Consider the following 24,807-nt stretch of genomic DNA (forward strand, 5'->3'; position numbering starts at 1 on the left):
GCCGAGCTCGCGGCCTTCCTCTCCGCCCGGCCGGACGAGGCCGAGGGAGCCCCGGAGGCCGCCGCGGCCCTTTCCTGAACCACCCAAGATCACCAACAATCGACCCCGGACCCCCTCCACTTCACCCAAGGAGCACAGCAGATGAGCGCCACCAACCCCTTCGAGGACAACGACGCCCGCTACTACGTCCTCGTCAACGCCGAGAACCAGCACTCGCTGTGGCCGGTGTTCGCCGAGGTCCCCGCCGGCTGGACCGTCGTGCACGGCGAGGACAGCCTCCAGGGCTGCACCGAGTACGTGGACGCGAACTGGACCGACATGCGTCCGGCCAGTCTCGCCGCGCGGTCCTGACCCGGACCCCCGCCCCCGCCCCGCGCGGTCCGGACCGGTCGTCCCGGCCGGACCGCGCGGTCGAACCACCCCTCGGATCGGATACCTGACGTCGTGAGCACCCACCCCGCCAAGCCGGAGCAGCACCCCGGCCACGCCGACCGGCCACCGGGCGACCGGCCGGCCGCCGAGCCCGCGAAGGACCGGGCTCCCACCGACGAACGGGCGCTTGCCACCGGACCGGTGGCTGAGGAAGAAGAACCCGCCGCCGCCGATGTCGACGTCGAGGAGACCGAGACCGAGGCCGAGACCGAGGACGAGGACGACGACCCGAAGAGCCTCCCCGCCGAGCGCCGCCGCCGCGCCCGCCGGCTGCTGCGCGGCTCGCTGCGCCCGCACCGGGCCACGCTGTTCGCCGGGATGATCTCCGCCTGCCTCCGTCAGGTCGCGCTGCTCGCCGTCCCGTGGTGCGTCCAGCGGGCCCTGGACGACGGCATCACGGGCGAGGACGACGGCGCCCTGCTGCTCTGGTCCGGTGCCACCGCGCTCGCCGCCTGCGTGCAGTTCGCCGGGCTCTACGGCTGGCAGTACTGGGCGAGCGTCACCGACGCCCGGGTCGGCGCCGACCTGCGGGCGCGGCTGCTCGGCCGGCTGGCCGGGCTGGACCGGGCCGCCCTCGCCGAGCGCGGCCACGGCGACCTGGCCATGCGCGCCACCCGGGACACGGACATGGTCCGGGAGTGGGTGCACGGCCTCGCCGTGTGGGTGGTGCTCGCCACCACCTTCGTCCTCGTGCTGCCCGGCCTGGCCGCGCTCGACCCCGTCCTGCTGCTGGTGACGGTGGGCATGCTGCCCTTCCTCACCTGGGTCAACCTGTACTTCCCGCGCCGCTTCGGCGCCGCCAGCGACGAGCTGTCCGCCGCCCACGGCGAACGGGCCGAGGCCGTCGCCGACCTGCTCCAGGTCGGCACCGGGCTGCGTGGCACCGGCGGGCACCGGCCGCTGCTCGACCGGCACGACACCGCCAGCGCCACGGTCACCGAGAAGACCGTCAAGGCCGCCCGGATCGAGGCGAACTGGGCCGCCGTGGCGCCCTTCGTGCCCCGGCTGGCCGTCGCGGTCGGCGTGGGCGTCGGCGGGCTCGCCGTCCTCGACGGCCGGCTGACCATCGGCGGGCTGGTCGCCTTCACCTCGTGGATGGCCACCGTCACGCTGGCCACCCGCGTCCTGGTGCAGCGGCTCCTCGAGCGTGGCCAGGCCGACGTGGCCGCCGCCCGGATCGACGAGGCGCTGTCCCTCACCTCCACCGTCACCGACCCGGCCGAGCCGGTCGCGCTCACCGCCGGCGGGGACCTGGAGCTGACCGGCGTCAGCGCCGTCCGCGACGGCGTCACCGTCCTCGCACCGCTCGACCTGACCGTCCGGCGCGGCGAGTTCGTGGCCGTCCAGGGCGCCACCGGCTCCGGCAAGAGCACCCTGCTGCGGCTGCCCGCCCGGCTGGACGACCCGGCCACCGGGACCGTCCGCTACGGTGGCACCGACCTGCGCGACGCCGCGCTCGACGACGTCCGCCGCCGCATCGGATACGTGGCCCAGCGGCCGCTGCTGCTGTCCGGGACCGTCGCCGAGAACCTGCGGCTCGGCCGCGACCTGTCCGACGAGGCCCTGCGGGCCGCCTGTGAGACGGCCTGCGTCCACGACCAGATCGCCGCCATGCCCGACGGCTACGACACCCCGCTCGGCGAGAGCGGAACGGCCTTGTCCGGCGGGCAGATCCAGCGCCTCGCCCTCGCGCGCGGCCTGCTCGGCGACCCCGAGGTGCTGGTGCTGGACGACTGCACCTCCGCCCTCGACACCACCACCGAAGCCGAGGTCCTGAAGCGGCTGCGGGGCTGGGCCGACGGGCGTACGGTCCTCTTCGCGACCCACCGGACCGCCGTCCTGGAGGCCGCCGACCGCGTCGTCACCCTCGCCGACCGCGACACCACCCCCACCCCCGGAGAGGCCGCCGTGCCCGCCCTGTCCGCCGCGCACCCGGAGGCCGACCGTGGCTGAGCCCGTACTCCTCGACGACCGGCCCGACGAGCGGCACGTGCTGCGCCGGGCCGCCCCCCACCTCCGTCCGCACCGGCGGGCCCTGATCACCGCCGTCGCGGTGGGCCTCGCCGACTCCGCCGCGCTGGTCGCCGTCGCCCCGCTGGTCGGCCGCGCCACCGACGCGCTCAAGGCCGGCGACCGCACCGGACTGCTCGTCGCCGCCGGGGCGCTGGTCGCCCTCGCCGTCGTCCAGCTCGGCCTGGCCCGGTCCGGCGAACTCCTGCTCGCCAAGGCCGGCGAGAACGTCGTCCGCAGCCTGCGCGAACGGTCCGTCGCCAACCTGGCGTCGGCACCGCTGCGGTTCCTGGAGTCGCACCGCACCGGCGAACTGCTGCGCCGCACCACCGGCGAGGTGGCCGCGCTGGCCGCGTTCGTCCGGATGCACCTGCGGAACCTGGTGTCCGCCACGGCCACGCTCGTCTTCACACTGTGCCTGCTGTTCGTCTACTCGTGGCAGCTGGCGCTGGTGCAGCTCGTCGTGTTCGTCCCGCCGGCGCTGCTGGCGATGCGCTGGTTCCAGCGGGACGCGTCCGCCGCGTTCGGCGGGAAGGCGACGGCCGAGGCCACCGTGGCCGCCACGTTCAGCGAGACCCTCACCGTCCGGGAGGCGCTGCAGACCGCCGGCGGGCTGCCGGGCTGGACGCGCCGCTTCGGGCGGGAGAACGCCGTGGCGGTCACCGCCGCCCGCCGGGCCATCCGGGTGGAGAACCGCATCGACCTGGTGAGCCTCATCGAGGGCGTCGCGCTCGTCGCGCTGCTCCTCTTCGGCGGCTGGCAGGCGTCGCACGGCGACATCACCATCGGCACCGTCGTCACTTTCGTGCTTGCCAGCCGCAACCTCTTCGACTCCTTCTCCGATCTCTCGCAGCTCGTCGGCCATGTGCAGACCGCGCGCACCGGCCTGGCCCGGCTGCTCGACCTACTCGCCGCCACCGAGCGGGTCAAGCCCAAGGCGCCCGCCGCCGCGAGCCCGGCGGACCTGCCGGCCCGCGGGGAACTGCGCTGCGAGGGGGTGGAGTACGGGTACCAGGACGGCACCCGGGTGCTGAGTGACGTGTCCCTGGCGTTCCCCGCCGGTGACCGCGTCGGGGTCGTCGGTGAGACGGGCTCCGGCAAGACCACCCTGTCCAAGCTGCTCTGCGGGCTCTACGCCCCCGACCGGGGCGCCGTCACGTTCGCCGGGACGGACCTGCGGGAGCTGTCCGAGGCCGAACTGCGGCGCCGGGTCGTCCTGGTGCCGCAGGAGGTCCGCATGGTGACCGGCTCGATCGCCCGCAACCTGGAGCTGGTGCACAGCGCCCCGGACCGGGCCGCCATGGAACGGGCCGTCCGCGAACTGGGACTGGAGGACTGGCTGCGCGACCTGGGCGGGCTGGACGCCGAGGTGGGCGTCCGCGGCGAGCGGCTCTCGGCGGGGGAGCGGCAGATCGTCGGCCTGCTGCGGGCGGCGCTCGCCGACCCCGCGGTGCTCGTCCTCGACGAGGCCACCGCCGACATCGACCCCGTGACGGCGGCCCGGCTGGAGCACGCCCTGGACGGCATGAGCGAGGACCGCACCCTCATCGTCATCGCCCACCGGCCGGCCACGATCGCGCGGCTGCCGCGGGTGATCCGGCTCGAACAGGGCCGGGTGGCCGGGCGGATGGCGCATCACTCATGATCTGAGTTAGGGTAGCCTAACCTCGGTCGGGGAGGTTGGCCCGACCGACGAGCCGATCCCCGTCGGCCCCCGCGCGTACGCCGCGCCGGGGGCCGCGGTGGTACCGGCACCGGCCCCGCCGTACGCCCGACCGGATTGGGATGATCGATGACCACCGACACGCTGCTCCCGCGCATGCGCATCGTCCGCCACCCCCTCAAGTACCGCTTGCTTGAAGTGCGGAAGGTCGACCGGATCACCCCCTCCACCGTACGGGTCACCCTCGGCGGCCCCGACCTCGACGGCTTCTGCGAGCAGGCGCCCACCGACCACGTGAAGCTCTGCTTCGCCCACGACGGCTCCGAACTCCCCGTCGAGCCGGTCGTCGTGAACGACACGTGGATGGACGCCCCCGTGGAGCCCATCACCCGCGACTACACGGTCCGCCACTACCGCCGCGACGCCCGCGAGCTCGACGTCGACATGGTCCTGCACGGCAGCGGCGTCGGCTCCTCCTGGGCCGAGCGGGCCCGGCCCGGCATGCGGCTCGGCGTCCTCGGCCCGCGCGGCTCCGAGGTACTGCCGATGGTCCACGACTGGTACCTGCTGGCCGCCGAGGAGACCGCCCTCCCGGCCCTCGGCCGCTGGCTGGAGAAGCTCCCCGCCGGCGTCCGCGTCATCGCCTTCGCCGAGGTCCCCGGCCCGGAGGACGAGCAGACCTTCCGCACCGCCACCGACCTCTCGCTGACCTGGCTGCACCGCGGCACCACCCCGGCGGGCCGCAGCGACCTCATCGAACGCGCCATCCGCGCCGCCGAACTCCCCACCGACGGCCTCGGCTTCGCCTGGGTCGCCGGCGAGGCCACCAGCCTCAAGCCCATCCGCCGCTACCTGCGCCGCGAGCTCGGCCTGGCCAAGGAGCAGGTGGACGTGGACGGTTACTGGAAGCGCGGCGTGGAGAACCACGACCACCACGAGGACGAAGAGCACGAGCACGCGTGAGCACGACCGCCCCGGCCGTCACCGGCTCACCCGCACCCCCCTCCTCGCCCCCTCCCGTCTCCGCACCGCCGCGGGCCGGGCGCGCCTGGCACGCCCGCCGGGCCGCCGGCCTGCTGGCCTGCGCCGGCCTCGTCCTCGTCCTGGCCGTCCTCGGCATCGGCATCGGCGCCAAGAGCATCGCGCCCGGCGATGTCGTCCACGCGCTGCTGACCCGGGACCCGCAGAGCGACGACTGGATCGTCGTCCGCACCTCCCGGCTGCCGCGCAGCCTGTTCGGGATCGTCATCGGCGCGTCGCTCGGCCTGGCCGGCGCCCTGATGCAGGCCCTCACCCGCAACCCGCTCGCCGACCCGGGACTGCTGGGCGTCAACGCGGGCGCGGCGGCCGCCGTCGCCGGCTCCACCGCCCTGCTCGACCTCGGCTCCTTCTCCGCCTACGTCTGGGCCGCGCTGCTGGGGGCGGCCGTCGCCGCGGCCGTGGTCTACCTGCTGGGCACGCGGGGCCGGTCGCGGGCCACGCCCGTACGGCTGGCGCTCGCCGGCACGGCCGTCTCGGCCGTGCTGACCGCCTTCGTCAACGGGCTGGTCCTGCTGGACCCGCTGAGCCTCAACAAGTTCCGGTTCTGGCAGATCGGCACGCTCGCCGGGCAGTCGGGCTCCGTCCTCGTCCAGGTGCTGCCCTTCCTGGGCGCCGGAGCCGTGCTGGCCGCGCTGCTGGCCCGGCCGCTCAACGCCATCGCCCTCGGCGAGGACACCGCGCGGTCGCTCGGCGCCCATCCGGGCCGTACCCAGTTCGCGACCATGGCGGCGGTCACCCTGCTGTGCGGCGCGGCCACCGCCGCCGTCGGCCCGATCGCCTTCGTGGGACTGGCCGTTCCGCATCTCGCCCGGCTGATCACCGGCCCCGACCAGCGCTGGCTGCTGCCCTACAGCGCCGTCCTCGCCGCGGCCCTGCTGCTCGCCGCCGACATCGTCGGCCGCGTCGTGCTGGCCAACGAGGAGCTGGAGGCCGGCGTCGTCACCGCGTTCCTCGGAGCACCCCTGTTCATCGCCCTCGTCCGCCGCAAGAGGATCGCCCAACTGTGACCAGCAGCACCACGCCCGCGCGCCCCGCCGCCGGCCCGGCGACGCGGCGCCTGCCGCGCGCCCTGCGCCTGCCGGGGCCCGGCCGGAACCTGTCGGTGCGCTGGGACCCGCGCGCCACCGCCGTCGGCGCCCTCCTCGCGCTGGCCGCCGCCGTCGTCGGCGTCTGGACGCTGACCACGGGCGACTTCCACGTCCCCGTATCCGACGTGCTGAAGGTGCTGGCCGGCGAGAACGTGCCCGGCGCGGATTACATCGTCGGCGAGCTCCGGCTGCCCCGGCTGCTGACAGCGCTGCTGGTCGGCGCCGCCCTGGGGCTGTCCGGCGCCCTCTTCCAGACCCTCGCCCGCAACCCGCTCGGCAGCCCCGACGTCATCGGCTTCACCGTGGGCTCCGCCACCGGCGCCCTCGTCACCATCCTGGTGCTCGGCGCGGGCGCCGCCTCCGTCGCCGTCGGGTCCGTCGTCGGCTGCGCGGTCACCAGCGCCGCCGTCTACCTGCTCGCCTGGCGCGGCGGCGCGGCCGGCTATCGGCTGATCCTGGTGGGCATCGGCGTCAGCTCGCTGCTCTCCGCCGCCAACGCCTACCTGATCGCGCGCGCTTCGTTCAACGACGCGCAGAGCGCCCAGGTCTGGCTCACCGGCAGCCTCAACGGCCGCGGCTGGGAGCACGTCTGGACGATGGTCGCCTCGCTGGCCGTCCTCGGGCCGGCGGCCGTACTGCTCGGCCGGCCGCTGCGGATGCTGGAGATGGGCGAGGACACGGCCGCCGCGCTCGGGGTGCCCGTCCAGCGCGTCACCTCCGGCGCGCTCACCGTGGGCGTCGGACTGACGGCGCTGTCGACGGCCGTCGCGGGACCCGTCCCGTTCGTCGCGCTGGTCGCCCCGCAGGTCGTCCGCCGGCTCACCCGGGCCACCGGGCCCAACCTGCTCGCGTCGACGGTGATGGGCGCCCTGCTGCTGTCACTCAGCGACATCGCCGCCCAGCGGATGCTGGCGCCCACGCAGTTGCCCGTCGGGGTGCTCACCGGGGTCGTCGGCGGCTGCTACCTGGTGTGGGTGCTGGCCAGACAGTGGCGGTCCGGGCGGGGCTGAGCGGGGACGGCGGGGCCGGTCAGCGGGCGGACGAAGATCCGGGAGCCGCGGGCCGGGTCCAGCGCGGCGGCCCAGACCCGGGGCGCCGCCGAGGCGTCCGTCTCCCGGAACCCGGCGCGGAGGAACGACTGCCCGCCGCCGGTCGTGGCCGCGTACACCTCGCTCACCGACCGGGCGGCGGCCTCCGCCAGCAGGGCGGCCAGCAGCCGCGAACCCACGCCGCGGCGCTGACGGTCGGCGCGGACGCAGAAGTTGTGGAGGACGGCGGCCGGCTCGTCCGCGTAGACGCGCAGGGCCACACAGCCCTCCGGCGTCCCGTCCGGCTCCTCGGCCACCAGGAACTGGTCCGCCGTCAGCTCGTAGAGCCGGCGGGCCCGGCGGCGGAGGGCGCCCGAGCGCATGAAGGGCTCGGAGAGCGCGTGCAGCGCGGCGGCGTCGGCCGGTCCGGCCGCGCGGACGCGGCCCGCGTCGCGCTCGCCGAGGTCCCGTTCGCCGAGGGGCGTGAGGACCGCGGTGCGGACCTCGTGGGGGAACGCCGTCGTCACGGTGGCACCTTTCCTGTCGCCGGATCACATCGCCGGATCAGTCGTTTAGTTAGGTCAGCCTAACCTAAGTCGATGTTGGAGACGGGTGGGGGTCCACAAGGCGTCCGCCCGGTGGCGCAAGTGGGAAATCGGCTTCCGCTCACCCCTCCGGAACAGGGTGGAAGCTTGATCGGCGGCGCTATACCGTCGGGGGCCCGCCGACAGAAGAGGACCCCCCATGACCTCGGGCACCAGCAGCTCCACCGACCCCGCCGCCGCCCAAGAGGACGCGCCCGGAACGCCGCCGCCCGACCGCCCCCGCCTCCTGCGCGACGCGTCCCTCTCCGCCGTACTCGCCGGGCTCGTCGCCGTCGTGGTGTCCTACTCGGGCCCGCTCGCCATCGTCCTCACCGCGGCGCGGGCCGGGCACCTGGACACCGCCCAGACCGGCTCCTGGGTCTGGGCCATCTCGCTCGGCAGCGGCCTCACCTGCCTCGGGCTGAGCCTGCGGACCCGGATGCCCGTCATCACCGCCTGGTCGACGCCCGGCGCGGCGCTCCTGGTCACGGGACTCGGCGCCTATTCCTACCCGGAGGCGATCGGGGCGTTCCTCGTCAGCGGAGTCGCCATCGCCGTCGCCGGGCTGACCGGCGTGTTCGGCCGGCTCATACGCCGGGTGCCGGCCGCCGTCGTCTCCGCCATGCTCGCGGGCATCCTCTTCCCGTTCGGCACCGGCGTCTTCACCTCCCTGAAGACCGCGCCCCTCGTCGCCGGTTCCGTCCTCCTCGCCTACCTCCTCGCCAAGCGGTGGCTGCCCCGCTACGCCGTCCTCGCGGCCCTGGCCGTCGGTGTCGTCTGCGCCGCCGCCGACTCCCGCCTCGACGTGCACCTGAACGGGATCGAGTTCGCCCGGCCGGTGCTGACCGCGCCGCACTTCTCCGTCGCGTCCCTCATCGGCATCGCCGTCCCCCTCACCATCGCCACCCTCGCCTCGCAGAACGCCCCCGGCATGGCCGTCCTCACCGCGTCCGGCTACCGGCCCGACGACCGCCTGCTGATCGGCACGACCGGCGCGGTCTCCGCCCTGCTCGCCCCCTTCGGCTCGCACGCCGTCAACCTCGCGGCCATCACCGCCGCCATCTGCACCGGCCCGGAGGCCCACCGGGACCCGCGCCGGCGCTACGTCGCGGGCGTCGCCTGCGGCGTGTTCTACCTGCTCATCGGCGTCTTCGGCGCCACGCTCGTGGTGTTCTTCGCCGGGCTGCCCAAGGAACTGGTCGCCGCGGTCGCGGGCGTCGCCCTCCTCGGCGCCCTCTCCGGTGGCCTGACCGGCGCCGTCCAGGACCCCGAGGACCGGGAGGCGGCCCTGGTCACCTTCCTGGCCACCGCCTCAGGCGTCACCCTCCTCGGCATCGGGTCCGCCTTCTGGGGGCTGGTCCTCGGCATGGGCGCCCACCTCGTGCTGACGTACCGGCGGCGGTCCGCGGCAGCCTGAACCGTGCGACGGGCCGCGAAACGGCGTCGACAACCGGGCTGCCCACCAGGCAAGATCATCTCCATGGGCAACCCGCATTCCCCCGACGCCAACCTCGGCGACCGCGCCCGGCGCGCCGTCGACCTCGCGACCCGCGCCGGCCGCCGGCTCGGCCTGCGCGCCGACGAACCCCGCGTCCTGCACGACGTCTTCAACGTCCTGGTGCACCTGGCGCCGGACCCGGTCGTGGTCCGCGTGCCGTCCCTGGCGCTCACTCCGTTCGACGAACTGGTGGCCAAGCAGCGGCGCGAGCTGGCGGTGACCGGCTGGCTGGCCGACCGGGGCGTCCCCGTCGTCGGGCCCAGCCCGCTCGTGCCCCGCGAGCCGGTGGAGATCGACGGGACGTCGCTCACCTTCTGGGAGTTCGTCACCGAGACCGACCGGCTGTCCGACCTCCCGCAGGACGACGCCGCGGCGATGCAGGCCCGCTTCACCGAACAGACCGCCTGGGCAGCCGAGTTGCACCGACACCTCGCCGACTTCCCCGGCGAGCTGCCCGTCCTCGCCCCGCTCGTCCCGGCGATCGGCTCGGCGCTGAAGGCCCTGCGCAAGGACCCGCGGACGCTCACGACGGCCGACCTCGACCGCGCCGAGGCGGAGTACGCCGCCCTGGAGACCCTGATCACCGACCTGCCCGCCCGCTTCCCCGGCGCCCGCCTCCAGGCCCTGCACGGCGACTCCCCGGCCTACAACGTCCTGCGCACCGCCGAGGGCCACCGCTTCAGCGACTTCGAGGACGCGACCCGCGGTCCCGTCGAGTGGGACCTCACCCTCGTCGGCCCCCTCGGCGTCGAGGCGTACGAGCGCGCGGGCGGCGCCCCCGTCGACCGCGCGCTGCTGGACGTCATGGAAGGGGCGCGGCTGCTCCAGACGGTGTCGGCGCTCAGCGTCGTCCCGCGCATGCCCGAACTCGGGCCGATGCTGGAGCCGATGGTCGCGATGTGGCGCGACCGCGCGCCGCTGACGGCGGACCTCCCGTAGCGGAGGGCCTCAACGGCCTTGCATGGACTTGACGTTGTCGCCGAACGTCCACCCCTTCGAGCCGTCCCAGTTGACGGACCAGGTCATCAGGCCCTTGAGCCGGCCGCCGTAGTTCCGCCAGACCTGCCCGACCTGATTGGGCGTCATGTAGCCGCCGCCGGCGCCCGGCTGGGCCGGCAGGCCGGGGACCTGCTTGTCGTAGGGCACCTTGATGGTGGTGCCCTGGACGACCAGGCCCCGGTCCAGGCAGTCGGTCTGCGCGGTGAACCCCTGGACCGTGCCGGCGGAGTAGGAGTCGCCGGAGCAGCCGTACATGTTCCCGTTGTAGTACTGCATGTTGAGCCACCACAGCCGGCCGTTGTCGGCGTACTTCTTCACGATCGGCAGGTAGGCGCCCCAGATGGAGCCGTACGTCACGCTGCCGCCGGTCACGTAGGCCGTCTCGGGCGCCATCGTCAGTCCGAAGCCGTCGGGCATCCGGGCCAGTACGCCGTCGATGATGCGCATGAGGTTGGCCTGCGAGGCGGACGGGCGGGTGATGTCACCGCTGCCGGTGAGGCCCGTCTCGATGTCGATGTCGATGCCGTCGAAGTTGTACTTCTTCAGGATCGGCACCACCGTGTCGACGAAGCGGTCCGCGACGGCGGACGAGTTGAGGTCGATGCCCGCCGCGGCGCCGCCGACGGACATCAGGATCGTGGCGCCGGCCGCCTTCGCCCGGCACATCTCCGCCGGGGTCGGGACCTTCACCGTGGCGTCCATGCCGTCCTCCCACAGCGCCGTGCCGTCGGAGAGGATGACCGGGAAGGCCGCGTTGACGACGTTGTAGCCGTGGGCGCGGATCCGGCCGTCGGTCACCGGGACCCAGCCGAACGGCGGGTGGACGCCGTTGGCCGCGCCGTCCCAGTTCTCCCAGTAGCCCTGGAGGACCTTGCCCACGGGCTTGGGCCTGACGGCGCAGACCTCCGCCGAGGTATCGGACGCGGCGCCGGACGGGGACGCGGCGGCGGGCAGTTGCAGGGCGCAGGCCAGGGCCAGGACGGTGGCCGACAGGCGTACTGTCCCTAGGGTTCGAGGGGTCACGTTCGCTCCCTGAAGTGGGGGGTGGGAGTGGGGTGTCAGGGAACGTAGGTGCGCCCGCTGCCCCCGTCAATAGGTCTGGACCAGAAGGGGGGCTGGGGTGCCGACGACACCACCGCAGGGGGACGAGAGGGATGCGCACGCCGGTCGCGTCCGGCACACGCCGCGCGCGGCAACCGGCCACCGCCCGCTGCCCGCGGGGACGGAGGTCGACGCCCACCGGCACGACGAGCACCAGATCGTCTACGCGGGCCGCGGCGTCCTGTCCGTCACGACCGACGCGGGCAGCTGGATCGCGCCGGGCAACCGGGCGCTCTGGATCCCCGCCGGCACCGTCCACGAGCACCGCGCGTACGGCGACACCGAGATCCACCTCGTCGGACTGCCGTTGGAGGACAACCCGCTGTCCCTCGACCGGCCGGCCGTCATCGGCGTCGGACCGCTGCTGCGGGAACTGATCCTCGCCTACACCGAGGGGCCCGCCGACCCCACGGCGGAACGGCTCCGCCTGCGGGCCGTGCTGCTCGACCGGCTCCGCCGCTCCGACGAGCAGCCCCTGCACGTGCCCACCGCCCGCGACCCCCGGCTGGCCGCCGTGTGCGCCGTGCTCCGCGACGACCCCGCCGACCCGCGCACCCTCGCACAGCTGGGCGCGGAGTCAGGGGTCAGCGACCGGACGCTCACCCGGCTCTGCCGGGCCGAACTGGGCATGAGCTTCCCGCAGTGGCGCACCCAGGTCAGGTTGCACCACGCGCTGCGCATGCTGGCCGAGGGCGCCTCCGTCTCGACCGTGGCACGGCACTGCGGCTGGGCGTCGAGCAGCGCCTTCATCGACGTCTTCCGCCGGGCCTTCGGGCACACGCCCGGGGCGCACCGCACCCGCTTCCCCCTGTGATCACGGGCGTCCCATGGACGGTTCAGGCGGACGGCGCCGCCCCGGCTTCCGGCGGCCCCGGCCGCTCCACGAGCCGGTCGCCCAGCTCCCGGCCGCCCGGGTGGCGGTGGCGCCAGATCCAGAACACCGCCGTGGACACCGCCGCCCACACCGCCAGCACGGCGAACGGGAAGAGCTGCTGGTGGCCGCGGAAGTACACGGCCGCGTGCTGGGCGTTGACCGAGGCCCCGGGCGGCAGCCAGCGGCCGATCTCGCCGAGGGGGGAGGGGAGGAGGGGCCAGGAGACGGCACCGCCGGACGACGGGTTGCCGAGGAGGACCATCAGGCCCCAGGTCGGGATCATCGCCCAGCGGCCGAACAACGTGTTGAACATGGTGAAGACCATGCCGGTGGTGAACATGGTCAGCCCGAGGATGAACCACGACTCCCCGAAGGGCAGGTGCAGCGCCCCCAGCCCCCAGTCCACGACGGCGGCGATGGCGAAGCTGCCGAGCACCGAGTAGACGACGGTGAACGCGACGCGCTCGGCGGGGTTGAGGGAGCGGGCGTGGACGCTGAGCTGGATCGCCCCGACGAAGCCGAGGATCACCGCCGCGAGCGTGATGTAGAAGAGGGCCAGCCCGCGCGGGTCGCCTTCCTGCAGCGGGTTGACGTCGGTGACGGCGACCCGCACGCCGATCTTGTCCCCCACCTTCGGCGCCGTCTCACTGAGCAGCTGGGCGACGGTGGCGCCGGACGCGCCGGAGACGTCCAGCGCCGCGCCGTGCGGCCGGGTCCGCAGGATCGCGTAGACCTTCTGCTCCTCGACCGCCCGGCGGGCCTCGGCGTAGGTGTCGTAGTGGTGCAGTTCGAGCGACGCGTCCAAGGCGCGCTCCATGCCCTGGACGAACTCGACGCGCTTGACCTCCGAGGTGGGCACGCCCGTGACCGCGGTGGGGATGCGGTGCGGGGTGGGGTTGGCCATGGCGTAGGTGTACGAACCGGCGAACAGCCCGGCCGCCGCCGCGATGATGAGGGCGAGGACGGTGGCCGGCAGGAAGGGGGAGCGCCGGAAGCGCTCCCACGGGCCGGGCCGGTTTTCCGGATTCCGATCTTCCGTTTCCATGATCGCCACCTTATGCGGAGGGTCGGACGACGGCGCAGCGGGGTCCCCGGGGCTCGGCCGATCGGGTGATTCCCGGGCGTCCGCTCATCCCCTGGCGCCCCACGGGTACCCGGAGCCCATGACAGCGAAGCCGAACCCCATTGAGCTCCAGAAGAGCCTCGGCGGCATGCACTACCCCGCCGACAAGCAGACCCTCGTCGAACACGCCAAGAAGAAGGGCGCGGACAAGACCACCCTGGACGCGCTCAGCAACATGCCCACGAAGGAGTACGACTCACCGGCGGCCGTGACCGAGGCCGTCACCAAGAAGAAATAGCCGTCACAGGGAAAACAGCCGCCCGGGCCCAGCCCCGGAACGACGACCGCGCGCCGCCGCGGCCGGCCCGCCGCCTTACCCGGCCCGGGCCCGGCCCGGCGGCGCGCGGGCGTCGTCTCATCCCGTCCCGGACCCTGTGTGCGGCTGTGCCGGCCGGGTACCCGCCCGCGGAGCCCCGGCCGCGAACCGGTGGCCCGCAGGCAACGCACCCCCGCATGAGAGGAGTCGCGGATGAGCGGCGAAACGGCCGGCCCCCGCGTCGCGGTCGTCACCGGCGCCGATTCCGGCATCGGCCGCGCCACCGCCGTCCACCTGGCCCGGCAGGGCCTGGACGTCGGCATCACCTGGCACACCGACCGGAAGGGAGCCGAGGGCACCGCCGAGGAGGTCCGCGCGCACGGGCGGCGTGCCGCCCTCGCCCGGCTGGACCTCACCCGGCTGCCCGAGGCCGCCGACGTCGTGGACGCGCTCGCCGACGAACTCGGCCGGATCGACGTCCTCGTCAACAACGCCGGCACCGGCACGGCCACGCCCTACCTGGACCTCGACCTGGAGACCGTCCGACGGGTCCTCGACGTCGACCTCGTCGGCCCGTTCCTGTGCGGCCAGCGCGCCGCCCGACGGATGATCCGGCAGGGCGGCGGCGGCCGGATCGTCAACGTGACCAGCGTCCACGAGCACCAGCCGCGCGTCGGCGCCGCCCCCTACTGCGCCGCCAAGGGCGGCCTCGGGCTGCTCACCCAGGTCATGGCCCTGGAACTCGCCGAACACGGCATCACCGTCAACGCCGTCGCGCCCGGCGAGATCGCCACCCCCATGACCGGCCAGGAGGACGTCGACGTCCACCGCGTGCACCGGCCCGGCGTACCGGCGGGACGGCCGGGGGACGCCCGGGAGGTCGCCGCGGTGATCGGCTTCCTCTGCGGCGACGACGCCGGATACGTCACCGGCGCGTCGTGGAGCGTGGACGGCGGCATGCTGCGGATGGGACCCCAGGCGGGGTCGCACCTGAAGGACGACTCCTGGCGCCGCGTCTGACGCCCCGGTCGCGCTTCAGGAGGTCGGGGGCCTCAGTCCTCGAACTCCTCCGGCGGGACGGCGGGCTCGTCGGGCACCACGTGCATCGCCGCCTCCTCGGCGGAGGCGGCCCCGCCGTTGACGCCGACGTCCCGCGCGTACACGTCGTTCACGCGGGGCGGCATCAGGTCCCATGTGCCGGTCAGACGGCCCGCGCGCTCGTCTCCGGCCTCCTCGTCGATCGGCTCCCCGTCGCGCGGCGCGTCCCCGATGCCGTCGCCGTCGGGGACGGCCACCTCCGGCACCTCTTCGGCCAGCCGCTGGTCCAGGGGCTCCCGGTCGTGCTGCTCGCGGGCCGTGGTGCCGTGACGGGTCACGGCCAGCGGCCTCTCCGGCGGCGACCAGCCCTCGTCGAGCACCTCGTCCAGGCCGTCGCCGTCCAGCGCGTTCTCCAGGTCCAGGTCGTCGGGGTTGTCCCGGGTGTCGGAACGCACCGGCTGGTAGACCTCGTCACCCATCGCGTCGTCGGACATGCTGCGCTCCTTCCTCCCGCGCGGCTCCGCAGCGACGTCACCTCCAGTCTCCTCCGTGCGGCTGCCCGGCGCTCCTCGGGGGAAACGCCGCCGCACGGGGCGCGCCGGGGGCCGCCGCCTCCCGCCGTCCTTCCGCGCCCGCACCGCGGCCACCCTGGCGGTGACCGCGGTGCCGGTCCCGGAGAAGCGGCGGGCGGAGTCTGTACCCGCTTTCCGCCGCGACCCCGCCTCCGGGCACGAGGGTCAGCGGCCGCTTCGCCGCTTCCCGCCGCGGTCGCGGCCGGCGCGCTGGACGGACTCCTGCGCCTCGGTGCTGGGGGTGATGCCGTCGGCCGCGTCGCGCTCGTGCCGACGGTCCGGCCGGGCCGTGAGCTCGCCGATTTCCCTGACGGCTTCCTCGACGGCGGTGCGCGGCTTGCCCTTCCCGTCCGTCTTGGCGTCCGTGTCCTTCGTGGAGTCGTTCATGCGCGTTCCTCCGCCCGGTCGTACGACTGGTCGTCCGGCTGGTCGTCCGGATGTGTCACGGCCGCCGCATGGGCGGCGGCCGGGGGCCGTGATCGTCCGGCCCACCGTCCCGGATGCCCGGCCTGCCGGCCGGCATGCGCACGCGGGGTCCGCTCAGTGGTCCCGAAGCTCAGCGGTCTCGGGCTCAGCGGTCCCGGTCCCGGTCCTGGCGGTCGCGCCCGGTCGTCCGGCCGCGCTTGCCGCGCGCCTCGCCGGACTCGTCCCGGACGCCGCGCAGGGCCTCGCCGTCCGCCGTCCCGCCCCGCTCGCCGTAGCCCTCCCGGGCGCTCGCCGTGCCGGGCACCGTCCGCTCGTGCGCCGTCTCCTCCGCGCCCGAGGACGCGCCCGGACCCTCACCGTGCACTCCGCGGGTGCCCCCGCGCGCCGCTCGCGAGGACTTCGTGCCCCGCCGTTCCTTGCCGTCCGCCTCGTCCACCGTCGTCGTCCACCTTCCGTGCCGGCCCGGCCGGGCGGCCGGTGCGGACGCTCCGAGTACCCCGATCCCGGCGGGGGAATCGGCCCCGCGGCGGGGACCGGCGTCAGGCCGCGCCGTCGTCGCCCGCGGGCCAGGCGCGCGTGTCCCGGGGCGGTACGTACGGCTCCTCGTCCTCGGGGTGGCCGCCGAGGATCGCCCGCTCCCGGCTCAGCTCGGCGTCGAACTCCAGGCCCAGCAGGATCGCGAGGTTGGTGAACCACAGCCACATCAGGAAGACGATCAGACCGGCGAACGTCCCGTACACCTTGTTGTACGTGCCGAAGTTCGCGACGTACACCGCGAAGCCCGCCGAGACCGCCATCCACAGCACCAGGGCCACCAGGCTGCCCGGCGTCACCCAGCGGAAGCCCCGCCCGCGCACGTTCGGCGCCGCCCAGTACAGCAGGGCGATCATGACCGTCACCAGCAGGACGAGCACCGGCCACTTGGCCACCGACCACACCGCCAGCGCCTCGTCCCCGACCCCCAGCGCGGTGCCGGCCTGCCGGGCGATACCGCCGGTGAACACCACGATCAGCGCGCTCGCCATCGCCAGCAGCATCAGCACCAGGGTCACCGCCAGGCGCAGCGGTGTCAGCTTCCACACCGGCCGCCCCTCCTTGATGTCGTAGACGGCGTTCGAGGCGCGGATGAACGCCGCCGCGTACCCCGAGGCGGACCACAGCGCGCCCAGCAGACCCGCCACCGCCAGCACCGAACCGGTACCCCCGCTGCCGCTCGCCTGACGCACCGCACCCGTGAGGATGTCCTGCACCGGCCCGGGCGTCAGGTGCTCCAGGTTCGCCAGCAGCTTCTCCGTCGCCGACTTCCCGGCCACACCCAGCAGCGAGACCAGCACCAGCAGGGCCGGGAAGAGGGAGAGCATCGTGTAGTAGGTCAACGCGGCCGCCCGGTCCGCCAGTTCGTCGTCGACGAACTCCTTCGCCGTCCGCCGCAGCACCGACCACCACGAGCGGGCGCGCAGCTGCGTCGGCTCGTCCGGGGCCCGCCGCTCCACCCCGGGGTCCGGTCCGGCCGCGTCCGTACTCTTCTCCGTCGCCGTCACGCTCCAACGGATAACCGGCCGGAGGGAGTTCAACCGCACCGGCGCCCGTACGGAGGGAGCGCGCCGCGACGGGGTAGCCGCCCCCGCATGGAGAACTACCTCGTCGGCACCTGTTCCTGGACCGACCCCGCCCTGCGGGGCAGCGGCTGGTACCCGCCGGCCGCCCGCGACGACCCCGAGGAGCGGCTGCGGCACTACGCCGCCCGGTTCCCCGTCGTGGAGGTCGACGCGACGTACTACGGGCTGCCCAGCGTCCGCAACTCCCGGCTCTGGGCCGACCGCACCCCGCCCGGCTTCGTCTTCGACGTCAAGGCGTTCGCCACGCTGACCGGCCACTCCGCCCGCGCCGGCGCGCTGCCGCCCGACCTCCGCCCACCGGGGCCGCCGCAGCGCCGGGTGACCCCCGCCCGGCTCCCGCGCGGCGCGGTGGACGAACTGTGGCAGCGGTTCACCGGAGCGCTGCGCCCGCTGGAGGAGGCGGGACGGCTGGGGGCGGTGCTGCTGCAGTTCCCGCCGTGGGTGCGGGCGGGGGAACGGGGGCACGCGTTCCTGGCCGAGTGCCGGCGGCGCGCGGGCCGGCTCCCGCTGGCCGTCGAGTTCCGGCACCCCGGCTGGCTCGCCCCGGGGGAGCGGCGGCGGACACTGGACGTGCTGCGGGCGCACGGGATGTCCCTGGTCGCCGTGGACACCGCGCAGGACGTGCCGGACGCCGTGCCGCCGGTGGCCGCCGTGACCCGGCCCGAACTGGCGGTGGTGCGCTTCCACGGGCGGTCGGCCGCGTGGGGGACCGGAAGCAAGGAGGACGCGTACCGGCACTCCTACACCGCCGAGGAACTGGCGCCCTGGCGGGACCGGATCCGCCGGCTGGCGGGGGAGGCCGAGCAGGTCCACGTGCTGTTCAACAACTGCTGCGGCGACGCGGCGGTGCGGTCGGCGGCGGTGATGCGGGAGTTGCTGGAGGCGTGAGGACGTGACGACGTGAGGACGTGAGGACATGAGGACGTGAGAAGGGGGCGCGGGGAGGTTCCCGCGCCCCCGAAGTCTTCCCGCGCCCCGGGAATCGCCGGCCCCTGAGACTCGCCGGCCCGTCCGGGCTTCGCTAGCCCGCCGGTTCGCCGTACGACGAGCGGCGGAGCGGCCCCCAGGGGCCGCGCTGGCGGACGACCTCGCGCTCCGCCTCGTCGATCACCCCGGAGTCGATCCAGGCGAGCGGTCGTACGTCCCTGACCAGCGGCTCGTTGTCGGGACCCCGGCCGATCTCCCGGCCGTCGAGCACCCAGGGCCGTACCCCGGGGCCCTTGTCGCGGCGCAGGTGGCAGTAGTCGTAGAGCCGCCGGGCGACCCAGAGCCGCAGCGGGCGGTCGGCCCACCACGGCTCGACGTCGAGGGCGTTGACGGACAGGCCGGGCAGGCTGGTGCCGGTGAGGTCGTCGGTGCTGGAGGCGGGGCCCAGGTCCGTCCCGGGCCCCCGCGACCACCGCACGAACAGGTTCTCGCCGCGCTCGACCATGGCGACCAGGTCGTCGAGGGAGGTCAGGACGGGCAGGGCATCCGGGGCGGTCATGTCGACGGCGGTTCCTCCGCGCTCTTCTCGCTGCGTTCTGATTTCGCTGCGTTCCGCATTCCTTTTCCCACGGAATTCCGGCCGGCGGCCGACGGGTGCGGAACCGCCACCTCCAGCCAACCCCGGGCCGGGGATTCCCGCAATCCGGCCGGGAATCCGCTCGGGCTTTCCGCCAGGGGACGGACGAGGGGCCGTGCCGGACGGCACGGCCCCCTCCGACTCCGGTCCCGCCCGCTCAGTCGGCGGCCGGGCCCGCCTCCTTGGTGCCCGAAAGACCCTTGAGGAACTTGTGGCACTCGGCGGCGCGGCGCGCGTCCTCCGCCATGACCGAGCGGAAGAACTCCGCGATCTCCTTCTTGCCGGCGTTCTCGGCGTCACGGACGTACTGTCCGTAGTCGTGTCCCGCCTTGAGCGAGTGGTACTGCACCGAGACGAGATCGAAGACGACGTCACTGAATCCGGTTTCACCCGTGGCCATGGTGTGCCTCCCTGCCTGTTGCCTGCCTGTTTCCTGCTGTTCCCGTATGGGAATGCGCTCGCCCTTTCGGCGGGCGGCCCGCGGCACCGCCGGGAATCCGCGGTGCGCTTTCCGAGCCCTCCGGTTACCCCTTCGCCGGACGTTCACACGGCGTCCGGACGGCGGGTCCGGCCCGGCGCCGCTCACTCGCCGGCGGCGAGCAGGGAGTCGTCCCGCACCCGGGCGCCCGGCAGCCGGTAGCGCGCGGCGATCAGCGCCGCGTCGACGTCGCTGGTGCCCGTGGCCACGCAGAGGAGGTAGGCGACGTCGTCCAGCCGTTGCCGGGCCTCGGGGTCGCCCGAGTCCGCGTGCAGCAGGTCGAGCGCCGTGTACTGCTCCACGAGATCCGCCAGCACTGCCGGGTGAGCCATCAGCACGGTCACCACTCCTTTCACGATGTCCCTGTGAGGGTGCCGCGCGGTGCCGAGGGGAGGGCACGCCGTCCGCGGTGAACGGGCTGCTACCCAGGTCCGCGGGCCTCATGCGGTGGGAGTGGCGACGGGGGTCCCCATGGGGAGAGGGGCCGGACGGGCGGCCACCCGTCCGGCCCCTCAGCGGGTACGGAACCTCACGGACGCGCGCCAGGCGTCACTTCGGCACGGACCAGACCTGGCCCTTGGCCGTCTTCGCCGTGTAGAGCTGGATCAGGGTGCCGTTGGCCGTCCGGCCGCCGGTCACGTCGAGGACCTTGCCCGAGGCGACGTGCACGATCCGGCCCTTGGCGTCGGTCTTCCACTTCTGCGCGGGACCGCCGGTGCAGTCCGACAGCTGGATCCGGTTGCCGTTCTTGTTGACGTTGCCGGCGTTGTCGAGGCACTTGCCCAGCGCGCGGAACGTCCCGTCCTTCTGCAGGATCCACGACTGCGCCACCCCGCCGTTGCAGGTGAACAGCTGGACGCGGGTGCCGTTGGCCGCCTTGCCGCCCTTGACGTCGAGGCACTTCTTGGCCAGACCGGTCACCCGGCCCTGCGGCGGCAGCGCCGCGCCGGCGCCCCGGGCCAGGTAACGCAGCCCCTGCACGTCGAACTGCTGGACGTAGGTGCCCGCCCGCTTGTCCTGGTACGCGTCGCTGGGCGTGCACATCACCGGCTTCTCACCGGAGTCGCTGCCCACCGCGCAGTCGCCCCGCTTCTCGCTCCGGTTGGCGTGCGCCAGCCCCATCGTGTGCCCGAGCTCGTGGCTGATGTGGCTGCGCAGGTACGTCTCGCCCATCCACGGGATGGCCTTGCCGTCGGCCGTGAAGAACTCGCTGTCGATGTAGGCGTGTCCGCTGGTCGTCGTGTCGGGCAGCGACGACGAGTAGAAGCCGCAGCTCAGGTTGGCCGTGCCCGAGCCGTCGCGGACCACCTTCCACGGCTGGTCCGGGGTGGCGCCCGGCACGCACGGGCGCTTCAGCAGACCGATCACGACCTCGCCGCGCGGCCGGACGTAGTCCCAGCCCACCGGCTTGGTGTCGATCGTGTAGCGGATGTTGGTGACGCGCTGGAGGTCCGCGGCCGACGCCTTGACGTAGCGGGTCAGCACGTCCGCGGACTTCTTGTCGTAGAACTTGATGGTGTAGCCGGAGGCCAGCAGCTTGGTGGCCTTGTCCAGCTGCCACCCCTCGCCGTGCGGGGCCGCGCCCACGGACCGGCGGGCCGCGGGCGCCGGGCCCAGCGACATGGTGCCGTCCTTGAAGGTCGTGCCGTCGGCGCGCGAGGCGCCGAAGTCCGGCGCCGCCGCCGGAGCCGGGCCCGCGCCCGGCCCCGCCGGACGCGGGGCGTCCGCGCCGGCCGTGCCCTGGAGGCCCCCCGCGAGGGTCACCGCGGCGCAGAAGGCCACGGTGGATATTCGACGCTTACCTGTACGTTGCAATGCCCTGTGGGCCTTTCACCGAGGGAATCCTGTCGTCCGGTCACCGCCGTTCGGGTGCCCGGATGGGACAGATGATAGGGGAGTGGCGGGAGAGGGCTGTGTGACCCCAACTGCCGTCGGAAATGGGGCTTATGAGGCGTCGGCATGCGGCTTATGGGGCGTCGGCCGGTACGGAAGGCGTCGGCGCCCAGAGCCCCGCCGCCGTCCCCTCCCGCACATGCCGCTCGTAGACCGCCACCTTGCCCTGGATGATCTCCAGATCCGCGCCGAGGGCGGCGATCCGCTCCCGTACCGCCCGCTCGTGCTCCCGCAGCAGCTCCAGCCGCAGCGCCTCGTTCCCGGGCCCGGACCGCACCAGCGCCGCGAAGCGGGCGACCGTCGCGACCGGCATGCCCGACGCACGGAGCCGGGCGACCAGCGACAGCCAGTCCACGTCCGCCTGTTCGTACACCCGCCGGCCGGCGGCGTTCCGCGGGACCGGGCGCAGCAGCAGGCCCTCGCGCTCGAAGAACCGCAGGGTGTCCACGCTCATCCCGGTCGCCCGCACCACCCCGCCGATGGAGAGACCCCCCGCCACCGCGCCCTCCGCCACCGCGTCGTCCACCACCGCGCCGTCCGCACTCGTGTCCATGGCGCCGCAGCCTAGCTTGACCTGGACCGCACTCCAGCTCCTAGCGTCCTGATCATGAACACACCGCACCACGCGCCGGACGACCGCATGAGCCGGCAGCGCCCGCTCGGTTCCGGCTTCGGAGCCCACAGCACCGCCGACGACGTCCTCGCGGGCACCGACCTGACGGGCAGGACCGCCCTGGTCACCGGCGGCGCCTCGGGCCTCGGCCTGGAGGCCGTCCGCGCCCTCGCCCGGGCCGGGGCCCGCGTCCACGTGGCCGTCCGCCGGCCCGCCGAGGCGGAGGCCGCCGTCCGCGCGGCGCTCCCCGCCGGGCTCCACGCCTCCGTCGCCGTCCACGCGCTCGACCTCGCCGACCCCGCCGGCATCCGCGCCTTCGCCGACGGCTTCCTCGCCACGGGCCGCGTCCTCGACCTCCTCATCGCCAACGCCGGCGTCATGGCCTGCCCGGAGACCCGCACCGACGCGGGCTGGGAGCTCCACCTCGCCGTCAACCACCTGGGCCACCACGCCCTCGTCAACCGCCTCCGCCCGGCGCTCAACCCCGCCGGGTCCCGGGTGGTGGCGGTCGCCTCCTCCGGACACTTCCTCTCCGACATCCGGTGGGACGACCTCCACTTCCGTACCGGGTACGACCGGTGGCTCGCCTACGCCCAGTCCAAGACGGCCAACGCCCTGTTCGCCGTCCACCTCGACACCTTGGGCGCGGACGACGGCCTCCGGGCGTTCGCCGTCCACCCCGGCAGCATCCTCACCCCCCTCCAGCGGCACGTCCCGCACGCCGAGCAGATCGCCCTGGGCTGGAAGGACGGGGGCGGCACCCCGGCGACGGGCTTCAAGTCCCCCGCCCAGGGCGCCGCGACGGCCGTCTGGGCCGCCACCTCGCCACTCCTGGCGGAGCACGGTGGCGCGTACTGCCAGGACTGCGACGTCGCCGGGGCCGCCACCACCGACGACATGCTCGTCGGCGGCGTCAAGCCGTGGGCCGTCGACCCCGGGGCGGCGGCCCGCCTCTGGGACCTCTCGGCCCGGCTCACCGGCCTGGACGCCTTCGCCTGACCGGTTCTCACACCACCCGAAGAGGCGGCCCGTCGACCGCCCGGGCACCCGCCGCCTACGCTGCGCCCATGATTCCGACACCCGCCCCGGACACGTCCCTTCACGGCCGCACGGCCCTCGTCACCGGCGCGGCGAGCGGCATCGGCGCGGCCTGCGCCGTCCGCCTCGCCGCGGCCGGGGTCCGCGTCCGCGCCCTGGACCGCGACGCGGCCGGACTCACCGCGCTCGCCGAGCGGGCGGCCGGCCTCTCCGGCGCGGTCGAGACCGTCGTCCTCGACCTCACCGACCTCGACGCCGCCGAACGGGCCGCGGCCGGCGCCGACATCCTCGTCAACAACGCGGGCATCCAAATCGTGCGCCCGCTCCAGGAGTTCCCGCCCGAAGCGTTCCACACCGTCCTCACGGTCATGCTGGAGGCGCCCTTCCGGCTGATCAGGGGCGCCCTGCCGGGGATGTACGAGCGCGGGTGGGGGCGCGTCGTCAACATATCGTCCGTCCACGGACTGCGGGCCTCCGCCTACAAGTCGGCCTACGTCGCGGCCAAGCACGGCCTGGAGGGCCTGTCCAAGGTCACCGCCCTCGAAGGCGCGCCGCACGGCGTCACGTCCAACTGCGTGAGCCCCGGCTACGTCCGGACCCCCCTCGTCGAACGGCAGGTCGCCGACCAGGCCGCCGCCCACGCCGTCCCCGAGGAGCGCGTCCTGAACGACGTCCTCCTCGCCGGCTCACCGCTCAAGCGGCTGGTCGAACCGGAGGAGGTCGCCGAGGCCGTCGCCTACCTCTGCGGCCCGTACACCTCGGCCGTCACCGGCACCACGCTCGTCCTGGACGGCGGCTGGACCGCCCGCTGAGCCCTCCCCACGGCGTGATCATCGCGACATCGCGCCCGGCGCCCCCGGCGGGTGAGGATACGGGGGCGGGCCCGGGTACCCCGGACCGTGCCACCCAGCAGTACAGCGGAACAGGAGAAAGAACCGTGAGCCGTCCCGCGCCCTCCGCCGAGGCCCTCCCGCGCTTCCTCGCCCGGCTCGACGCCGCCGCGGCCGGCCGGTGGGAGGAGCGGCCCGCGCAAGGCCCGGACCTGCCCGACTGGCTGATCCAGCTCGCCGGCGCGCTGTGGGACGGCCAGGGCTCCGACGCGGTGGAGTGGGCCCGCCGCACCCACGACGCCTGCGCCCGCCTCGACGGCCGCGTCCCCCTCGCCGTCGTCCACGACTGGCACGCCCGCACCGTCGTCCCGCTGCTGACCGAGTCGGCGGACGGGCGCGAGGGCGGACGGGAGGACGTGGACGCCGCGCCGTACGGGGCCGTACGGGCGCTGCACGCGGGCGCGGCGGCGGGAGAGCCGGCCGTGGCGGACGCCTGGACCGCCGCCCTGGAACCGGCCCTGCGGGACGTCTACCGGCGCGCCTACCCGTACGCCGACGCCCACGCAACGGCCGCCGCCAACGCCCTCGCCTGGGCGCGCACCAACGACTACGGCGAGGCGGAGGCCCAGGAGTTCGCGAACGGCTACGCCGACCTCAACACCGGCGCCAACGTGACGTCCTACGCCGACGCCAACGCCCTCGTCCACGCCCGGACGCTGGCGGCGGCCTACGCGGCGGCCGACCCCGCCGCCTACGCAGCCTGCTACCCGTACGCCGCGGTGAACGCCTACGCCCTCGCGCTCGCCGGGCAGGGCACGGACACGGCGGACGGGCGGGAGGAACGGCGCCGCGCGGCCTGCGAACGGCTCGCGGCGGGCCTGGCCGACAGTTTGGAGCGGGCCACCGGGGCCTGACCGGCCGAGTGCCCTTCGGGGATTCAGGGGGAGCACGGCCCGCCGCCGTCGCCGCCGTGAGGCACCGGGACGCGCGCCGCGGCGCGCCGCCGCCCGTGCGGCGCTTCCCCGTTCGGGTGAGAGGG

General features: G+C 74.6%; 27 protein-coding genes. 15 read left to right on the top strand and 12 right to left on the bottom strand.

The window, feature by feature from the left end:
* The first annotated feature begins 141 nt into the window (after window positions 1-141).
* The 6 genes from JNW98_RS24360 to JNW98_RS24385 all read left to right on the top strand — a co-directional run bounded on the left by JNW98_RS24360 (window position 142) and on the right by JNW98_RS24385 (window position 7,244).
* A complete protein-coding gene (locus JNW98_RS24360; RefSeq protein ID WP_004945011.1) occupies window positions 142-351 on the top strand; it encodes an MbtH family protein in 210 nt (69 codons plus the stop codon).
* A 93-nt stretch (window positions 352-444) separates the two neighbouring features.
* The gene (locus JNW98_RS24365; RefSeq protein WP_223770425.1) at window positions 445-2,385 is read left to right on the top strand and encodes an ABC transporter ATP-binding protein; all 1,941 of its coding nucleotides are present in this window, start codon (window positions 445-447) and stop codon (window positions 2,383-2,385) included.
* The gene (locus tag JNW98_RS24370) at window positions 2,378-4,087 is read left to right on the top strand and encodes an ABC transporter ATP-binding protein (protein WP_223770426.1); all 1,710 of its coding nucleotides are present in this window, start codon (window positions 2,378-2,380) and stop codon (window positions 4,085-4,087) included. Before JNW98_RS24365 ends, JNW98_RS24370 begins: the two co-directional genes overlap by 8 nt.
* A gap of 147 nt (window positions 4,088-4,234) precedes the next feature.
* Window positions 4,235-5,068: a siderophore-interacting protein gene (locus tag JNW98_RS24375; protein ID WP_223770427.1), complete on the top strand. Its 834-nt coding sequence runs from the start codon at window positions 4,235-4,237 to the stop codon at window positions 5,066-5,068.
* Complete coding sequence (locus JNW98_RS24380) at window positions 5,065-6,153, top strand: FecCD family ABC transporter permease (RefSeq protein ID WP_223770428.1); 1,089 nt, start codon at window positions 5,065-5,067, stop codon at window positions 6,151-6,153. Before JNW98_RS24375 ends, JNW98_RS24380 begins: the two co-directional genes overlap by 4 nt.
* A complete protein-coding gene (locus JNW98_RS24385) occupies window positions 6,150-7,244 on the top strand; it encodes a FecCD family ABC transporter permease (protein WP_223770429.1) in 1,095 nt (364 codons plus the stop codon). The genes JNW98_RS24380 and JNW98_RS24385 overlap by 4 nt, the downstream gene beginning before the upstream one ends.
* On the opposite strand, the gene JNW98_RS24390 is transcribed toward JNW98_RS24385, so the two are convergent.
* The gene (locus JNW98_RS24390; RefSeq protein WP_308015659.1) at window positions 7,196-7,789 is read right to left on the bottom strand and encodes a GNAT family N-acetyltransferase; all 594 of its coding nucleotides are present in this window, start codon (window positions 7,787-7,789) and stop codon (window positions 7,196-7,198) included. The genes JNW98_RS24385 and JNW98_RS24390 overlap by 49 nt on opposite strands.
* Window positions 7,790-8,006: 217 nt before the next feature.
* Between JNW98_RS24390 and JNW98_RS24395 the strand changes: the two genes are divergently transcribed.
* The gene (locus JNW98_RS24395) at window positions 8,007-9,263 is read left to right on the top strand and encodes a benzoate/H(+) symporter BenE family transporter (RefSeq protein ID WP_223770430.1); all 1,257 of its coding nucleotides are present in this window, start codon (window positions 8,007-8,009) and stop codon (window positions 9,261-9,263) included.
* A gap of 63 nt (window positions 9,264-9,326) precedes the next feature.
* A complete protein-coding gene (locus JNW98_RS24400; protein ID WP_223770431.1) occupies window positions 9,327-10,283 on the top strand; it encodes an aminoglycoside phosphotransferase family protein in 957 nt (318 codons plus the stop codon).
* A gap of 9 nt (window positions 10,284-10,292) precedes the next feature.
* Here JNW98_RS24400 and JNW98_RS24405 read toward each other — a convergent pair whose 3' ends face one another.
* Window positions 10,293-11,366 carry a chitinase gene (locus tag JNW98_RS24405; protein WP_223770432.1) on the bottom strand — a complete coding sequence of 358 codons (1,074 nt, stop codon included), beginning with the start codon at window positions 11,364-11,366 and terminating at the stop codon, window positions 10,293-10,295.
* Window positions 11,367-11,463: 97 nt separating this feature from the next.
* Here JNW98_RS24405 and JNW98_RS24410 point away from each other — a divergent pair, with 97 nt between their 5' ends.
* The gene (locus JNW98_RS24410) at window positions 11,464-12,258 is read left to right on the top strand and encodes an AraC family transcriptional regulator (protein WP_223770433.1); all 795 of its coding nucleotides are present in this window, start codon (window positions 11,464-11,466) and stop codon (window positions 12,256-12,258) included.
* A gap of 22 nt (window positions 12,259-12,280) precedes the next feature.
* Here JNW98_RS24410 and JNW98_RS24415 read toward each other — a convergent pair whose 3' ends face one another.
* A complete protein-coding gene (locus tag JNW98_RS24415) occupies window positions 12,281-13,363 on the bottom strand; it encodes an ABC transporter permease (RefSeq protein WP_223770434.1) in 1,083 nt (360 codons plus the stop codon).
* Between the two features lie 118 nt (window positions 13,364-13,481).
* On the opposite strand from JNW98_RS24415, the gene JNW98_RS24420 reads away from it, so the two are divergent.
* Together JNW98_RS24420 and JNW98_RS24425 are read left to right on the top strand one after the other, a co-directional pair.
* Window positions 13,482-13,679 (top strand): DUF2795 domain-containing protein, encoded by a 198-nt coding sequence (locus tag JNW98_RS24420; RefSeq protein ID WP_223770435.1) that lies wholly within the window; start codon window positions 13,482-13,484, stop codon window positions 13,677-13,679.
* A gap of 231 nt (window positions 13,680-13,910) precedes the next feature.
* Window positions 13,911-14,717 (top strand): SDR family oxidoreductase, encoded by an 807-nt coding sequence (locus tag JNW98_RS24425; RefSeq protein ID WP_223770436.1) that lies wholly within the window; start codon window positions 13,911-13,913, stop codon window positions 14,715-14,717.
* 32 nt (window positions 14,718-14,749) lie between these two features.
* Here JNW98_RS24425 and JNW98_RS24430 read toward each other — a convergent pair whose 3' ends face one another.
* The 4 genes from JNW98_RS24430 to JNW98_RS24445 form a co-directional block, all read right to left on the bottom strand.
* Window positions 14,750-15,229: a DUF5709 domain-containing protein gene (locus JNW98_RS24430; protein WP_223770437.1), complete on the bottom strand. Its 480-nt coding sequence runs from the start codon at window positions 15,227-15,229 to the stop codon at window positions 14,750-14,752.
* Between the two features lie 243 nt (window positions 15,230-15,472).
* Window positions 15,473-15,694, bottom strand: coding sequence for a hypothetical protein (locus JNW98_RS24435; protein WP_223770438.1), 222 nt, complete (start codon window positions 15,692-15,694; stop codon window positions 15,473-15,475).
* 184 nt (window positions 15,695-15,878) lie between these two features.
* The gene (locus tag JNW98_RS24440) at window positions 15,879-16,169 is read right to left on the bottom strand and encodes a hypothetical protein (RefSeq protein ID WP_223770439.1); all 291 of its coding nucleotides are present in this window, start codon (window positions 16,167-16,169) and stop codon (window positions 15,879-15,881) included.
* A gap of 103 nt (window positions 16,170-16,272) precedes the next feature.
* Window positions 16,273-17,274, bottom strand: coding sequence for a YihY/virulence factor BrkB family protein (locus JNW98_RS24445; RefSeq protein ID WP_223770440.1), 1,002 nt, complete (start codon window positions 17,272-17,274; stop codon window positions 16,273-16,275).
* An 87-nt stretch (window positions 17,275-17,361) separates the two neighbouring features.
* Between JNW98_RS24445 and JNW98_RS24450 the strand changes: the two genes are divergently transcribed.
* Window positions 17,362-18,240, top strand: coding sequence for a DUF72 domain-containing protein (locus JNW98_RS24450; RefSeq protein ID WP_223770441.1), 879 nt, complete (start codon window positions 17,362-17,364; stop codon window positions 18,238-18,240).
* 133 nt (window positions 18,241-18,373) lie between these two features.
* Here JNW98_RS24450 and JNW98_RS24455 read toward each other — a convergent pair whose 3' ends face one another.
* The 5 genes from JNW98_RS24455 to JNW98_RS24475 all read right to left on the bottom strand — a co-directional run bounded on the left by JNW98_RS24455 (window position 18,374) and on the right by JNW98_RS24475 (window position 21,840).
* The gene (locus JNW98_RS24455) at window positions 18,374-18,838 is read right to left on the bottom strand and encodes a DUF6098 family protein (RefSeq protein ID WP_223770442.1); all 465 of its coding nucleotides are present in this window, start codon (window positions 18,836-18,838) and stop codon (window positions 18,374-18,376) included.
* A 235-nt stretch (window positions 18,839-19,073) separates the two neighbouring features.
* On the bottom strand, window positions 19,074-19,316 hold the full coding sequence (locus tag JNW98_RS24460; protein ID WP_223770443.1) for an acyl carrier protein: 243 nt from the start codon (window positions 19,314-19,316) through the stop codon (window positions 19,074-19,076).
* 182 nt (window positions 19,317-19,498) lie between these two features.
* A complete protein-coding gene (locus JNW98_RS24465; RefSeq protein WP_223770444.1) occupies window positions 19,499-19,732 on the bottom strand; it encodes a DUF5133 domain-containing protein in 234 nt (77 codons plus the stop codon).
* Window positions 19,733-19,943: 211 nt separating this feature from the next.
* Window positions 19,944-21,176, bottom strand: coding sequence for a ricin-type beta-trefoil lectin domain protein (locus JNW98_RS24470; protein ID WP_223770445.1), 1,233 nt, complete (start codon window positions 21,174-21,176; stop codon window positions 19,944-19,946).
* 184 nt (window positions 21,177-21,360) lie between these two features.
* Window positions 21,361-21,840, bottom strand: coding sequence for a MerR family transcriptional regulator (locus tag JNW98_RS24475; protein ID WP_223770446.1), 480 nt, complete (start codon window positions 21,838-21,840; stop codon window positions 21,361-21,363).
* A gap of 54 nt (window positions 21,841-21,894) precedes the next feature.
* Between JNW98_RS24475 and JNW98_RS24480 the strand changes: the two genes are divergently transcribed.
* The 3 genes from JNW98_RS24480 (at window position 21,895) to JNW98_RS24490 (ending at window position 24,682) form a co-directional block, all read left to right on the top strand.
* Window positions 21,895-22,899 carry an oxidoreductase gene (locus tag JNW98_RS24480; protein WP_223770447.1) on the top strand — a complete coding sequence of 335 codons (1,005 nt, stop codon included), beginning with the start codon at window positions 21,895-21,897 and terminating at the stop codon, window positions 22,897-22,899.
* A 68-nt stretch (window positions 22,900-22,967) separates the two neighbouring features.
* Window positions 22,968-23,750: a 3-hydroxybutyrate dehydrogenase gene (locus JNW98_RS24485; protein WP_223770448.1), complete on the top strand. Its 783-nt coding sequence runs from the start codon at window positions 22,968-22,970 to the stop codon at window positions 23,748-23,750.
* A 125-nt stretch (window positions 23,751-23,875) separates the two neighbouring features.
* The gene (locus JNW98_RS24490; RefSeq protein ID WP_223770459.1) at window positions 23,876-24,682 is read left to right on the top strand and encodes a SpcZ; all 807 of its coding nucleotides are present in this window, start codon (window positions 23,876-23,878) and stop codon (window positions 24,680-24,682) included.
* The last annotated feature ends 125 nt before the right edge of the window (window positions 24,683-24,807 follow it).

Origin of the sequence: Streptomyces huiliensis, from assembly GCF_020037025.1 — a bacterium.
GTDB lineage: Bacteria > Actinomycetota > Actinomycetes > Streptomycetales > Streptomycetaceae > Streptomyces > Streptomyces huiliensis.